The sequence below is a fragment of the Stanieria cyanosphaera PCC 7437 genome (assembly GCF_000317575.1).
GTDB lineage: Bacteria > Cyanobacteriota > Cyanobacteriia > Cyanobacteriales > Xenococcaceae > Stanieria > Stanieria cyanosphaera.
This window is the reverse complement of sequence record NC_019748.1, coordinates 3519532-3534205: the sequence shown is the minus strand read 5'-3', so window position 1 is coordinate 3534205 and position 14674 is coordinate 3519532. Positions and strand designations below refer to the sequence as shown.

Genomic DNA, 14674 nt, shown 5'->3' with positions numbered 1-14674 from the left:
GGAACGCGCTTCAAATTTCGTTATTGAAGAACTAATTTGACATTGGCGTTCTGTAAACCGCGTTGCTTAACTTCAGTTAAGGTTTTATTAACAGCGTATTTTTGGTTGATGGAGTTGATTAGTTCAGTTTGATTATGCTTTTTGGCAACACCCCAAAGGTCAGCAATTAGATCAAAAGTACCATCACTATTTTGAGACCAACCAAGATCGTATTCGCCTTCTAAAACAGCAACGATGTCGGCACGAACTCTTTGTCCGTTGTATCCGCGTACGTCAGCATTGGTTTTAACGTTAATACCGAGGTCACGAAGAGAGTTTTTGAGGATTTCAGCTTCGGTGATTTTGGTACGTAAAGTGCTAAAGTGAGACATGAGATTCCTCCAGTAGAAGAGAAGTAAACAACAACTTAAGTTTTAACGTGATTTCCGTTTGAATAAATTACAAAACGGTTTTTTTTTAAGGAACTGCTAGCAATTGCTAGCCTTTGCTTCTGTAAGATACAGAAGAAAGTCTGTTAGAACTCCAATCGCTGGTATTCAGCAATGGAGGCTGAAGCAGGACGCGCTCTTTGCCTTGCCCAATCTCTTAGGGCAGTCACCTGCTCAGTCATTGTCCGCGACAGAGGTAGGGTAGCTTTGATGGCAGCGATAATATCTAACTGCGTAAACTCCCTCTCTTGAGCAAAAGCATCATACATTGCAGCAATTATGGCTTGCTCAATCTCTGCTCCGGAAAAACCATCTGAAACCTTAGCCAATTGTTCCAAATCGAAGCGACTAATATCGGAACGACGTTTGCTAAGATGAATTCTAAAAATATCTTGTCTTTCTTCAGGTGTAGGTAAATCTACAAAGAAAATCTCGTCAAATCTACCTTTGCGTAAAAATTCTCCAGGTAATCTTTCCACACGATTGGCAGTTGCCATCACAAATACAGGAGAGGTTTTTTCTTGCATCCAGGTTAGAAAAGAACCAAAGATTCGGCTAGAAGTTCCTCCATCAGAGTCCCCTGAACCTGCACCACCTGCAAAAGCTTTATCTAATTCATCAATAAACAGAAGCACAGGTGAAATTGATTCGGCAGTTTTGAGGGCATTGCGGAGGTTCGCTTCCGAACGACCTACCATCGAACCATCGTAAACTCTACCCATATCAAGGCGGAGAAGAGGTAGACCCCAAAGACGAGAGGTAGTTTTAGCAATCAAAGACTTACCACATCCTGGAACACCAAGAATCAACATTCCTTTGGGTTGAGGTAATCCATATTCTCTAGCTCTTTCTGTAAAAGCATTGGAGCGTTGTCTGAGCCAGCGTTTTAGTTCCTCTAAACCACCTACAGAATTAATCGTCTCATCTTCTTCGATATATTCTAAAATTCCATTACGACGAATTAGCTGTTTTTTCTCAGAAAGCACAATTTCTACTTCTTCTTCAGTGAGACGACTGGCTTTAACTTGTGCTTTGCGATAAACTTTTTCAGCCTCATCCCTAGTTAAACCTAAAGCTGCTTTGAGTAATTTTTCTCTCGCTTCAGTATCGAGACGACGGTTTTTACTTTTTTGTAGTTGAGCGGATAAAACTTGATTGAGTTCGGCAAGATTCGGGAAAGGATAATCTATTACTACTACTTCTTTTTCCAATTCAATCGGTACATTTTGAACTGGAGACATTAAGACTATTACTTTCTCGGTTCCTTTAAAACTTGCGATCGCGTCTCTTAGCCATCTAGTAATTACTGGTCCATCGATAAAGGGATGCAAATCTTTGAATATGTATATCCCTGCATCTCTTTGACGGATTGTCCATTCAATTGCTGCTTCTGGGGAAACAGTATTGTGCTGTGTGACTTGACGTGGTTGCCCGTGTTCAACGATCCCATGAGTTACTGTCCAGACATAAACTCGTCGATGTTCGGCATTAGCTTGGGCTATTTTAGCTATTGCTTGCTCGGCCCGCTCTTCTTCAGGAGTAAGCAGATAGATAAGCGGATATTGAGCTTGTATTAGTATATTTAGCTCTTCTTTCATAACATCGACCTTAATTTGCTAGATTACAGTTTTGACCACTTACCTCGTTGGGACTTTACCTAACAGGTCAACAGGGTACGAGTTGCTCCCCGTGGGATTTTTCTGAGGTATCTACTTGTCCTCTTACTTCTAGAGGTAGTTCTTCTGCTATAACCCCTGGTTGTTCTCTAAGAGAGAGCATTTTGCCTTCTCTCATCACCATGGCTGCATCACACTCAGGACAAATATGTACCTGATGGGTTTTGCCTAGGTTATTTGCTTCTACCTCTTCTACCTTGTCGGGATACTGCAGGTAAAAAGCGATCGCTTTTTCCACCAAGGTTGACATAGATTCTATATCTATAGCAGCTTTTATTTTTAACTTCCTGTGTAGTTCTGGTGGTATGTATAGCGTTACTTTTTGTTTGTTTTGCATATCACTAACTTTAGTATTTACCCGGGTATACAAAACAATTTAGTGGCTTATTTTTATTCTGTCAAGACAGTAAGCCAGCATAACGTTATTATTGTAATATTGCTTAACAATTAGTCAAAAATTTGATTAAGAGCAAGAAGTTATGGTGCTTAAACGAATGACAATTTCATCAATTGCATTAACTAAAGCAGGATCAGATTGACTGTTAGGTTGATTAGAAATAATGCTAAAAATTAAAGTGCCGTATTCTGGATGTTCGAGATAACCAGACAAAGCACGAACTCCTTTGAGAGTTCCTGTTTTAGCATGAACCGTACCTTCGGCACTGGTATAACGTAAACGGTGTTGTAAAGTTCCGCTGATCCCAGCAATTGGTAAAGAAGCAAGAAAACTGTCTTTATCTTGAGAAGAATACATTGCTCTAAGAGTGGTCACTAAAGTCCGAGGTGTTGCCAAATTGCTACGAGATAAACCCGAACCATCCACCATATGGTAGCCTTTTGGATCAACTCCTAAAGCAGTCAAAACTTGTCGTACAGAAGTTGAACCACCAAGATAGCTGAGTAAAACATCTGCATAGATATTGTTGCTTCTAAGATTGGTTATATTAATCCATTCTTGAATTGAAGAAGAACGAATTGTGCCTTGAGGATGAAGTTTTTGTAGCGCAGCAGCAGTGACTAAAATCTTTAAGTTTGAGGCAGGAATGAGATAAGAATCGGGACTGCGACTATAAAGGGTAGTACCATCAGCAGTTTGAATTAAAATACCCCATTTACCTTGATCGAAAGGAGAACGTTCTACTATTTTGTCAATTACTGGTTGAATATAGTTGGAACAGATTCCAGTAGTGTTTTGTTCCGGTGGAGGTACATAGAGTTCTACTGGTTCTAAACGCTCTATTCTAGTAACAGTGTTAGCACTAGAACGATTATCACTTAATAGATTTACGGAAAAGAATGCTAGAATTGTAGCGATCGCCAAGTGTTGTAGCTGATGACTAACTTTTACCATGAGCTAGTGAAGCAAAATATATGGGTGTAAGGAGTGAAAGAAAAGACTAAAAATCCAATCTTTCCTATTTTTCCAAGGTTGTAATTTATAAATTCTTGTTCGTCAAGATTATTAATTTTATTTGAGTAGCTCTCGACAATTCAGAATATGTATGTAGAGCAAAATTAATCATAAAGCGATCGCTTTAGTTTTTTTCTAAATCTCAACGAGATTTAAAAGGTTTCACCCATTGACGTATTTTAGTTAACAAGGTTTTATTTTCTAGTTCTAAAGCTTGAAATTGCTGATATTGTTCATAGGCAATATTGAGACGAGCAGTTATTTCGGTAGCATAAGGACTTTGATTAAGATCGGGATGCCATTTTCTCAAAAGTTTTTTATAAGCAGTTTCTACTTGTAGAGAATTCGCTGCTGAGGTAACTCCCAAAATTTTCCACCAAGGTTGTAATTCATCACTAACTATTTCATGTAAAGGATCGAGTTGATTTTGCACTACAGTCCAAGAAACTTGATAACAAACTCGATATATTTCTGCTAAAGCTTGTCGATCAATTATTCTTAAAGCTTGATTGTGCCATTGTTGCCAAGCTAAACGTTGGTGATGTTTGAGAATTAATGAAGAATCATTTGATTGAGGAAGATTTTCTAAAATAGCCTTAGCCGAACCTTGAGGTTGAGGTAATTGCAATAGTAGAGATAATTCTGGAGAAACATGATTTACCTCTGGAAAATTTTGCCATTGCCAATAATTAATTCCTGGTTTACCTAAATTTTGTCGATAATACTCTTGCCAAGTGCGAGTCACAATACAACTAAAAGAATAAGCTTGTCCGGTTAAAGCTGTTGATGGTGCATCTTCTAGTAAACAAGCTAAAGGAGTCATTAAAGGAGTGGCAAAAGGATAAAATTGTCCTTTCAAAGCTGTTGGAGGTGCATCTTCTAGTAAACAAGCTAAAGAACAAATAGTAACTATTTTTGAGGAACTATTTTTAAAATTAGAAGCATGATCAAAAGAAGAAGATTGGGAAGCAGAAATTAACCAGGTAACAAAACCAAAGAGACTAAGAAATAAAAGGATAGATAGAAATAAATCATAAATAGTGGCAATCGATTCTGGATTCATCTCTAAGCAAAATTGTGAGACAGACAATCAAATAGTTTCATCCTTGAGGGGTTTTTGGCAATTTGTACTTTATCTTCTGTAACAGGATCAAGCATTTATCAGTTATCAGTAGAGACGTTTCGGCGACACGTCTGTACACCAGTTATAGTTGTTTCAAATAAGAATGAAACATTTTTTTCGGCTGAAAGCCTTTCGTAGCAAGAAGAGATTGTCTCACTCTAAATTGAAATGACTATATCAATCAACTATCAACAAAAATCAGTATTTTAGGACATACCTCATAGAAATAAGAACTGCTATATAGCGCAGAGTGTCAAAAAGTTTGGCATTAGAACAAATCATTAAATTACTGCTGGAGATACCGTTATTGTTAGAGACACTTATTTAACAACAACAAACTATTTTACAGTTGAAGAATGATCTCGATTCAGCAAGTTGAACTTAAACTTAAGGTATCAGATGAGGAGACAAAATAGTTTCATTTTTGATAGTAGCAACCTTTAAGTAACCATATAGATTTTGACTCAATAAATTATGGCAGCAGTAAATGATTTTGTTCTAGAACTTACCACTGTTCTAGGTTCATCTGCTTTGGGTGGATTTATTGCTAACCGTTTGCGTCAACCTGTGTTGTTGGGTTATTTGATTAGTGGTTTAATAATTGGACCATTCGGTTTTGGATTAGTTCAAGAAATTGAGAACATTAAGTCTTTAGCAGAAATTGGGGTAGCTTTTCTACTGTTTACCTTGGGAGTAGAATTTTCTCTAACAGAATTGAAAAGAGTAAAAGATATTGCGATCAATGGCAGTTTGTTACAAATTGGCTTAACAACTGTGGTAGTTGCTTTGGTGTCTTTTTGGTTGGGTTGGGTAGATCAAATCACAGAAGCTGTTTTTTTAGGGGCAATTCTTTCTTTATCTTCAACTGCCGTAGTTTTAAAAACCCTGACAGAAAGAGGAGAAACCAATACTGTTTATGGGCAAGTAATGTTAGCAATTTTGATTGTCCAAGATTTGGCATTGGGATTGATGTTAGCTGTTTTACCAGCCTTGAATGAACCAAGTAATTTGGTTACGGCTTTGTTAACGGCTATTTTAAAAGCGGTGATTTTTTTTACGGCTGCATTTGTAGCTGGTTATTGGATCATTCCTCCTGTGATCAAAACTATTGCTGAAACAGAAAATAGTGAATTATTTCTGTTAGCCGTTCTTGCTCTTTGTTTAGGTGTTGCTTTGATTACAGCTAGTTTGGGATTATCAATTGAAATGGGGGCTTTTGTTGCAGGTTTAACAATTTCGGAAATTGATTATGCTGACCAAGCTTTAGCTAAAATTTTACCTTTACGAGATACTTTTGCTAGTTTGTTTTTTGCCTCAATTGGAATGTTAATCGATCCTCAAATACTCTGGCAAAATCTGGGCGTAATTTTGGAGTTGGTAATTTTGATTATGTTTGGCAAAGCTATGATAGTTTTTCCTATTATTTGGGGATTTGGTTACTCGTTTAGAACTTCAGTTTTGGCTAGTTTGGGTTTAAATCAAATTGGGGAGTTTTCTTTTGTTTTGGCGTTGGTAGCTTTTGAATCTGGATTGATGAGTCGAGAAAGCTATTTACTATTATTGGGAACTACGGCAATTACTCTAGTATTAACTCCAGTTAGTATTAAATTTTCGCCTCGTTTGGTTGAAAAGTTACTTAATTTGCCTTGGTTAAGCCAATATTTACGAAGTAGACAACAAGAAAAAATTATTACCTTACCTGATACTATCTCTAATCATGTGGTAGTGGCAGGTTATGGCAGAGTAGGACAAATAATTGTTAAAATTTTACGCGATCGCGCTATTCCTGTTGTGGTAATAGACAATAGTGAAGCTGCTATTCAACGTCTACGACAAGAAAAAATTCCTTATTTATTTGGAGATGGTGATTCGGATTTAGTTTTAGAAAAAGCCCATTTGGAAACGGCTACAGCATTAGCGATCGCTTTACCCGATCCTGCTAGTACTCGTATTCTTCTTAAACACGCGCTTGCTTTTGCGCCTCAAATTGCGATCGTAGCCCGTTGTCATACTAATAGCGAAATCGATGTTTTAACTCAAATGGGTGCAAAAGAAGTAATTCAGCCTGAGTTTGAAGCAGCTTTGGCAATGGGGGCAGAAATTTTACAAACTTTGGGTACTTCCAGAAATACCATTGATTCGGCGATTGATGAGATTCGTACCGATCGCTATCTTAGCATTCGTCCTGAACTAACTCTTACTTCTTTGGCACAAGAGATTAGAAAAACGGCTTCGGCAACTCATAATCAATGGTTAACCATTTCTGTTAATTCACCTTTAATCGGTATGACTTTAGCTTCTGCTAATATTCGCCAGTTAACAGGAGTAACAGTTATGAGTATTCAAAGGAATGGAGAAACTATTTACTATCCTCAAGCAGACACTAGATTAGAGATGAGCGATCGCATTTTGGTAGTAGGAAAACGCAAAGAAGTTGCCCTCTTTCAGGATTTATTGCAAGGTAATTTATCGATTTCAAATATTAAGTGGATTTTGTTAAACGAAACTTCTCTGTGGGTAGGAAAGACTGTATTACAACTACAACAACAAGAGCAAATTAAGTTAGAAGCTTTACGAAGACAAGGAAAATTAATTCGTTTAGTTAAACCAGAAACTATTTTGGAAGCTGAAGATTATCTGTTGATTTCAGAAAAGCGCGATCGCACAAACTCTCTTCAAACTCAATTTGATTAATTTAATTAAGTAATAACCCTACCGATACCGAAGTAAACAAGGCACAATGTACGAGGAAATTATCAAAGTATAGCCAAGATGCAACTGGTAGATCGAGTTCGTTTGGGTTTAGCTGTAGGTGTTGCTAAAACCGTTACTGAAATAGTCAAGTCTCTGCGTTTGGGTGCTGCTTCTGTATTACCTGGAGAAATATCCCGTCGTCTTCATACTCGTTTGTTGCCTTTGTTATTTGAACAGGTGAAGTATGGTGTAATTTTGATTGTTGGGACAAATGGGAAAACCACTACCTCGTTATTACTTAAAACTATTTTAGAGAAGCAAGGTTATCGAGTTGCTCATAATTCTAGTGGTGCTAATTTAATTAATGGTTTAATTACTGCTCTTTTAAACAATACAGATTTGACAGGAAAACTAACAGCAGATTACGCAATTTTAGAAGTAGATGAAAATATTTTACCTCTTCTTTTAAAAGACTGTCAGCCCAAATACATTTTAGGTTTAAATTTATTTCGTGACCAATTAGATCGTTATGGTGAAGTAGATACAATCAGTCAGCGTTGGCAAAAAGCAATTAGTCCTTTATCAAAAGATACAGTAATTATTCTCAATGCTGATGATCCGACTTTATCTTATTTAGGACAAAATTTACCTCAAAAAGTTTTATTCTTTGGCTTAAATGAACCAGAATTATATTTAGAATCAATTCCTCATGCGGTAGATTCTATTTATTGTCCCAGTTGCGGACAGTTGTTAGATTATCAAGGAGTTTATTTATCTCATTTAGGAGATTATCATTGTTCAAATTGTGGCTTTAATAAAAGTAAAACTGCGGTTGATAGTCGAGAATGGCAACAAATTTTGATTGGAGTTTATAACAAATACAATACTCTAGCAGCAGGATTATTGGCACAAGAAATTGGTATTAAAACCGAAGCTATTTTTAACACCATTAAAAACTTTAAAGCAGCTTTTGGTAGAGCAGAAGAATTGAATATAGATGGCAAACATATTCGTATTTTACTATCCAAAAATCCTGTAGGAATGAATGAAACGATTCGGGCAGTAAATGAGATTAAAAAAACAGGTAAGTCTTCAGTAACATTATTAGTTTTAAACGATCGCATTCCCGATGGAACTGATGTATCTTGGATTTGGGATGTAGATACAGAAGAATTAGTCAAACTGGGAGGCACATTAATTGTCAGTGGCGATCGCGTTTATGATATGGCGTTACGTTTAGAATATAGTCGGGAAGAAATTAATAGTAACAGAAATCTGGAACTAATAATTAAAGAGGATTTATCTAGTGCAATTACTACTGCTTTAGAACATACTTTAACAGAAGAAACTTTGCATATTTTACCTACATATTCAGCAATGTTAGAAGTAAGAGAAATTTTGGTCGGTAGAAAAATATTGTAATTATTGATTTTATTCTGTAGGGGCGAACTAACTTTCACCCTTACCAAATTTTATTTAGCACTAATAATAGTTTTATTACTGTTTTATCCTAAATATATTTCGGTTGATAGTTGACGGTTAATTGTAATCGACACCATCAAATCATTTAGACTGACTATAAAAATTTACTAATAAAATGTTCTAATTCAGTTTTAGTTAAATCAGTAATAATAAATACTTCTTGGACAGTTTTGCCGTAACGGGCAATTAGTTTATAACCACCACGAATTGGAACAGAAACTCTTAACTTTAATTTAGGACAATGACTTCTAACAGAACTAAGTTCTCCTGGGGTAATAGTTTTAATCCCTTGACAAGTAGTCAATTTTTCTAAAATCGGAATTAATCCTTGTAAATGAGTAGAATGATTCCAAACTAACCTTCCCTCAGAAGAACTACTCATAAGTTTAAGCTTCCTCCAGGGGGGCCATAGTTAAACCAGCCCTTTTTAACTGTTGATGATATAATTCAGCTTGTTCTTGGGGTCCTACCCAAACGATCGCTTGTCCTTCAAAATGAATTTGATTAGTTAAATCCCAAGCGCGATCGCTTGTCATGCCAGGAATATAAGTCATTAAACATTCAGCAACGTGTTTAAATGTATTAAAGTCATCATTAAGCACAATTACCTTGTAGTTTGGATAAGGCTTGCTAACAACTTTACTTTCTTTTTCTTTAATTACCGTTGGTGAAGCAGTCATCTCCCAAACTCCTGCTGACAGGCTTATTTTAAACAAATTGCAATTCAAAATTTAACTGTTGATTTTTCCATAGTTTAGCTTTTTTTAATTTTTTCTTCAAAAAATATTTTTAGAAAATTAAACTCATAAAATCTTAATCAATCCTACAATCGGGCAAATACTAAAAGTGTTCGATAAAATTGTCCAAAAACGCTCATATCTTGATACTATCTGCCATAAGAATTCTCAAAAAATTTTGGTTAAATCACACATTTAAGTTGTTAAACGTTTAATTCAAATTAATAATGGCTAAATTAGAACTACAAAATCTCCAAAAAAGATATAGTTCCAAAGTAATTCCTGTTAAAAATATTGCTCTAGCAGTAGAAAATGGTGAATTTTTAACTTTATTAGGTCCTTCTGGTTGCGGTAAATCCACTTTACTTCGCTTGATTGCAGGTTTAGAACAACCAACACAAGGAAACATCATTCTGGGAGAGAAAAATCTTAACAAGATTCCTCCAGGCGATCGCAATATGGCGATGGTGTTTCAAAGTTATGCTCTCTATCCTCACATGAGCGCAGCAGAAAATATTGCTACTGCCCTTAAATTACGAAAAATGCCTGCCGAAGAAATTCAACAAAGAATAGCTGAAGCTGCCCAACAATTAGAATTAACTCATCTCCTTGATCGCAAACCAGGTCAAATGTCTGGAGGGCAACGCCAACGAGTCGCTTTAGCTAGGGCATTAGTTCGTAACCCTGAAGTATTTTTATTAGATGAACCTTTGAGTAATTTGGATGCCCTACTGCGAGAACAAGTAAGGGCGCAGTTAAAACAATTGTTTAAAGAACAAAATAAACCCGTAGTTTATGTTACCCACGACCAAACCGAAGCGATGACTCTTTCTACCAAAGTAGCAGTTTTATACGATGGTTTAGTTCAACAACTCGATCCACCTAGTAAAATTTATACTCATCCTGCTAATCAATTTGTAGCTGGTTTTGTTGGTAGTCCCCAAATGAATTTACTGACTCTCAAATGTCAAGGCAATACTGCTATTTTGGGCGATGCCAATCTACCTCTGCCACCTCTAGCTACTATCCCTCCTCAAATAATGTTGGGAATTCGCCCAGAAGATGTTGAGTTAGCACAATTTGCATCCGACACAACTGTTACAGGAGAAATTTATCTAGTTGAACAATTAGGAAAAGAGAATTTGATTAGTGTTCAAGTCGCAAATTCTAATCAGAACCTCAGAATTTTATTACCCATAGACCGCAAGTGGGAAGGAGATACAGTATTGTTAAACCTACCAACTACTCATCTACACTGGTTCGATTTGGCAACGGGCGATCGCATTTGAGTAACCAGTTATCAGTAGAGACTTTGTATAAAACGTCTTTACTCAATCAAAAATTGCTGTAAGTTGATTGTTCAAGATTTAGATAGGATCGCTATATAAGCAGTTTTAGTCTAAATATTCAAAATGCTCGAACAAATCATAGTCTCTGCCGAACAAATGCGCCAGATTGAAGAACAAATTTTTAGCGCAGGAATGCCTGTAGCAGCATTGATGGAGAAAGCAGCAGGATTATGTGCGAGTAGGGTTCAAAGTCTTTATCCTTTATCGGAAATTAAAAAAGTCGGGATTTTGGTTGGTCCTGGTCATAATGGTGGTGATGCGTTGGTAGTTGCCAGAGAGTTACATTTAGCTGGTTATCAAGTTAAAATTTGTCGTCCTCTCAGCAAGTTAAAAGATTTAACCAATACTCATGCTAATTACGCTGCCAGTTTAAAAATCCCTTTTTTTGAAGAGATTGAAACATTAGAAGATTGTGAATTAATTATTGATGGGTTGTTTGGTTTTGGTAACGAGCGATCGCTTGAGGGTAAACTTGCTGCAATAGTTAATCAGTTGAATAGTTGGTCAAAGTCTGTAGTTAGTATCGATCTGCCTTCAGGAATTCACACCGACACAGGCAAAGTTTTAGGTACGGCAGTGGTTGCTAGTCATACTTTTTGTTTGGGTTTGTGGAAGCGAGCGTTTTTTCAAGACCAAGCTTTGGCTTATCTTGGTAAAGTAGAACGATTAGATTTTGGTATTCCTCCTCATATTGTTTGGCAAGTGATTCCTCAACCTGCACCTGTACAACAAATTACTAAAACTCTTGCCCAAAAATTATTACCTATACCTCGTCCACAAGTAACTCATAAATATAAACAAGGACATCTGTTATTAATCTGCGGTTCTCATCGCTATGCAGGCGGTACACTTTTAACTGCTTTGGGTGCTAGAAGTTCGGGAGTAGGAATGTTATCAATTGCTGTGCCAGAATCTTTAAAACCAATCCTAGTCAGTCATTTACCCGATGCTTTAACCATTGGTTGTCCCGAAACTGAATCAGGCGCGATCGCATCTCTCCCCGATTTAGCTCAAGATTTTAGTAATTATGATCTAATTGCCTGCGGCCCTGGTTTAACTTCTGAAGCAAAACCAATTGTTGAGGCAGTACTAAAAGCTGAATGTCCTATCGTCTTAGATGCCGATGGTTTAAATATCTTGGCACAACTAGGCACTTTATCAAGTTTAGGCAAGCGAAAAGCAACTACAGTTCTAACTCCTCATCTGGGAGAATTTAAACGCCTTTTTCCCGACATAGAATTAACTGATGGTGACAGAATTACAGCAGTTCAAACCGCAGCCCAACAAAGTGGTGCAATTGTATTATTAAAAGGAGCTAGAACAGCGATCGCTAATCCCAATGGTTCAGTTTGGCTGATTCCTGAAAGTACTCCTGCCTTAGCTAGAGGAGGTAGCGGAGATGTGTTAACAGGTTTAATTGGTGGTTTGATGGCACAAATAGAAGCAGGAGAAAGCGAATTTAAAGAAGAAGTTTCCATCGTAGCTACTGCTGCCTGGTGGCACGCTCAAGCAGGTATTTTAGCAGCTAAACAACGCACTGAATTGGGAGTAGATGCTCATACTTTATCTCAATATTTAATTTCTGTTTGGCAATAACAAATTTAAAAAAGTCAATGATTATTAACAACTTACCAAAATTATTAATTCTTATTTTTTGCTCTTGATTTACCCCACAGATTCCCCACTAAATCCACAAACTTTTTGTTAGTTTTCCACATTTTACCCAGAGTTTTCCACAAGCTCTGACGAGATAATCAACTTTAAAAAGATAAATGGGGAATTATTGTTTAAAAGCGATCGCAAGCTAAATTCCACTGAGTTTATGTTAAGTTATACAACAAAAAAGTAATCAAAAGCCTGATTATTTCGTAATAGTTTTGGTGTTCTTGAGACTTTATTAACATTTTGTAGCATTGACAAACCTACCCCCTCTCAGCAGAAAATAGTTCGGTTGAGACCTATATTTTTTTTTCGTGGTCATAGGGGAAGTATCTTCTAGAGCTAGTTTAACTAGCTAATTTGGTATTGACGAAGAAAAACTTCAAAGTACAGGAGTACAGAGGTAAATATGAAAGCTGAAGTCAGCATTTTGGCAGAAATTCCTGAAGAGTTACACAGATCTCTCAAAAACTATCTAGAAACCCATCCTACTTGGGATCAAGACCGCGTGTTTGCTGCTGCTTTATCGCTATTTTTGCTACAAAATAGTGGCGGAGAGAATAATGAAGCTTCCCAGAATTATCGCGCTTGTGCGAGAGTTTATTTAGAAACCTTATTTCAACAATAGCTAGATACGCATGACCCAAGAAAAGACAGCAAAGTTAATTATTCCGCAATTGATCGTTGGTTTAGGCAATCCCGAACCAAAATATGATCGCACGAGACATAACATTGGTTTTGAAGCGGTTGATGCTTTAGCTGACTCTTGGGGATTAAACTGGGAAAAAAATCAGCGTTTTCAAGGATTAATTGCTGAAGGACTAGCACCCAATCGGAGTAAAATTCGCTTGCTTAAACCTCTTACCTACATGAATCGTTCAGGACAAGCCGTTCGAGCGGTGATAGATTGGTATAAAATTGCTCCAGAGTCGGTGTTAGTCATTTACGATGATATGGATTTACCAATCGGAAAATTGCGGATGCGATTATCTGGTTCTGCGGGGGGGCATAATGGGATGAAATCAATTATTTCCCATCTTGGTACTCAAAATTTCCCTCGCTTACGAATTGGCATTGGTAAATCTGATGGCAACAAAGAAACAATTAGTCATGTTTTAGGTAAATTTGCGCCTACAGAAACCAAAGTTGTTACTGATGTTTTAGAACTCGCTATCAAAGCAGTAAATTTTAGTCTTCAAGAGGGCGTAGAAAAAGCAATGAGTCTTTACAATGGTTGTAGTGTTGCGATCACTTAATTCAGTAACCAGTTATCAGTAGAGACGTAAGATGTTATGTCTTTACACTCAGGCAAAATTGGTTACACTTTTTTTCCCGTAAATTATTTGGCAAAACTATTTATTTACATCGTGCTACATTAAGCATACAAAGAAAGAAACTGCGTCATTATTTGCGGTATAAATGAATCGCCGACGCAAACAAAAGGAATAAAAACCCATGAGTTTAAAAGATAGAATCGGAGAAGATATCAAAACTGCAATGAAAGCGAAAGATAAAATTCGCTTAGAAACGGTACGTAGTATTAAAAAAGCTATCCTAGAAAAAGAAGTTGCCTTGCGTCCTCAAGGAAAAAATAGTCTTACGGAAGAACAAGAAATTGAACTTTTAGCTCAACAAGCTAAACAACGTCGCGACTCAATTGAACAATTTCAGCAAGCAGGCAGAGAGGATCTTGTTACTAAAGAAACCCAAGAATTAGCAATTATTGAAACCTATTTACCCAAGCAATTGAATGAGGAAGAATTAACAACAGTTTTAGAAGAGATTATCGCTTCTGTCGGAGCTAATTCTCCTCAAGACTTAGGTAAAGTGATGGGAGTAGCGATGAAACAACTAAAAGGGAAAGCAGACGGGAAAAAAATTCAAGAAATTGTCAAAAACAAGCTTGGTTAATTAGGTTTAACACAATACTAAAGATGAGGAAATTTTTAGATCCTTCATCTTTTTTTATGGTTTTTTATTTAACTTTTACTTAATTCTCTTCATCTAAACTTTAAATATCTGGATTTTTTTTTCAAGTTTTCTTGAAGGTAGTAGGAATAATTAGTGATTTTATTTAAACTAAGCATAACAACCCTAAAAATTTCAGTAATACTA

14 protein-coding genes are annotated in these 14674 nt (G+C 36.6%); 7 read left to right on the top strand and 7 right to left on the bottom strand.

Annotated elements, in window-relative coordinates:
- Nucleotides 1-20: 20 nt before the first annotated feature.
- The 5 genes from STA7437_RS15295 to STA7437_RS15275 all read right to left on the bottom strand — a co-directional run bounded on the left by STA7437_RS15295 (nt 21) and on the right by STA7437_RS15275 (nt 4578).
- Nucleotides 21-371, bottom strand: a complete 351-nt coding sequence (locus STA7437_RS15295) for a DUF1257 domain-containing protein (RefSeq protein ID WP_015194292.1) — start codon at nt 369-371, stop codon at nt 21-23.
- 143 nt (nt 372-514) lie between these two features.
- Nucleotides 515-2026 (bottom strand): stress-responsive protein Ycf46, encoded by a 1512-nt coding sequence (gene ycf46, locus STA7437_RS15290; protein ID WP_015194291.1) that lies wholly within the window; start codon nt 2024-2026, stop codon nt 515-517.
- Nucleotides 2027-2093: 67 nt separating this feature from the next.
- Nucleotides 2094-2441 carry a hypothetical protein gene (locus tag STA7437_RS15285; protein ID WP_015194290.1) on the bottom strand — a complete coding sequence of 116 codons (348 nt, stop codon included), beginning with the start codon at nt 2439-2441 and terminating at the stop codon, nt 2094-2096.
- Nucleotides 2442-2567: 126 nt separating this feature from the next.
- Nucleotides 2568-3455, bottom strand: coding sequence for a D-alanyl-D-alanine carboxypeptidase/D-alanyl-D-alanine endopeptidase (dacB, locus tag STA7437_RS15280; protein ID WP_015194289.1), 888 nt, complete (start codon nt 3453-3455; stop codon nt 2568-2570).
- Nucleotides 3456-3657: 202 nt separating this feature from the next.
- Nucleotides 3658-4578, bottom strand: coding sequence for a J domain-containing protein (locus STA7437_RS15275; RefSeq protein WP_015194288.1), 921 nt, complete (start codon nt 4576-4578; stop codon nt 3658-3660).
- Between the two features lie 534 nt (nt 4579-5112).
- Here STA7437_RS15275 and STA7437_RS15270 point away from each other — a divergent pair.
- Entirely contained in the window at nt 5113-7332 is a 2220-nt protein-coding gene (locus tag STA7437_RS15270; RefSeq protein ID WP_015194287.1) for a cation:proton antiporter domain-containing protein, read from the top strand.
- A gap of 78 nt (nt 7333-7410) precedes the next feature.
- Entirely contained in the window at nt 7411-8754 is a 1344-nt protein-coding gene (locus STA7437_RS15265) for a Mur ligase family protein (protein ID WP_015194286.1), read from the top strand.
- Nucleotides 8755-8908: 154 nt separating this feature from the next.
- Here the strand turns inward: STA7437_RS15265 and STA7437_RS15260 are convergent, their stop codons facing one another.
- Nucleotides 8909-9196 carry a DUF2103 domain-containing protein gene (locus STA7437_RS15260; RefSeq protein WP_015194285.1) on the bottom strand — a complete coding sequence of 96 codons (288 nt, stop codon included), beginning with the start codon at nt 9194-9196 and terminating at the stop codon, nt 8909-8911.
- A 4-nt stretch (nt 9197-9200) separates the two neighbouring features.
- Entirely contained in the window at nt 9201-9494 is a 294-nt protein-coding gene (gene clpS, locus STA7437_RS15255) for an ATP-dependent Clp protease adapter ClpS (protein WP_015194284.1), read from the bottom strand.
- Between the two features lie 284 nt (nt 9495-9778).
- On the opposite strand from clpS, the gene STA7437_RS15250 reads away from it, so the two are divergent.
- The 5 genes from STA7437_RS15250 (at nt 9779) to STA7437_RS15230 (ending at nt 14470) form a co-directional block, all read left to right on the top strand.
- Nucleotides 9779-10840 carry an ABC transporter ATP-binding protein gene (locus STA7437_RS15250; RefSeq protein ID WP_015194283.1) on the top strand — a complete coding sequence of 354 codons (1062 nt, stop codon included), beginning with the start codon at nt 9779-9781 and terminating at the stop codon, nt 10838-10840.
- Nucleotides 10841-10963: 123 nt separating this feature from the next.
- Nucleotides 10964-12496 (top strand): bifunctional ADP-dependent NAD(P)H-hydrate dehydratase/NAD(P)H-hydrate epimerase, encoded by a 1533-nt coding sequence (locus STA7437_RS15245; protein WP_015194282.1) that lies wholly within the window; start codon nt 10964-10966, stop codon nt 12494-12496.
- Between the two features lie 472 nt (nt 12497-12968).
- Nucleotides 12969-13187 carry a DUF2811 domain-containing protein gene (locus STA7437_RS15240; RefSeq protein WP_015194281.1) on the top strand — a complete coding sequence of 73 codons (219 nt, stop codon included), beginning with the start codon at nt 12969-12971 and terminating at the stop codon, nt 13185-13187.
- Between the two features lie 10 nt (nt 13188-13197).
- Complete coding sequence (gene pth / locus STA7437_RS15235; RefSeq protein WP_015194280.1) at nt 13198-13815, top strand: aminoacyl-tRNA hydrolase; 618 nt, start codon at nt 13198-13200, stop codon at nt 13813-13815.
- Nucleotides 13816-14014: 199 nt separating this feature from the next.
- A complete protein-coding gene (locus tag STA7437_RS15230; RefSeq protein WP_015194279.1) occupies nt 14015-14470 on the top strand; it encodes a GatB/YqeY domain-containing protein in 456 nt (151 codons plus the stop codon).
- Nucleotides 14471-14674: the final 204 nt, after the last annotated feature.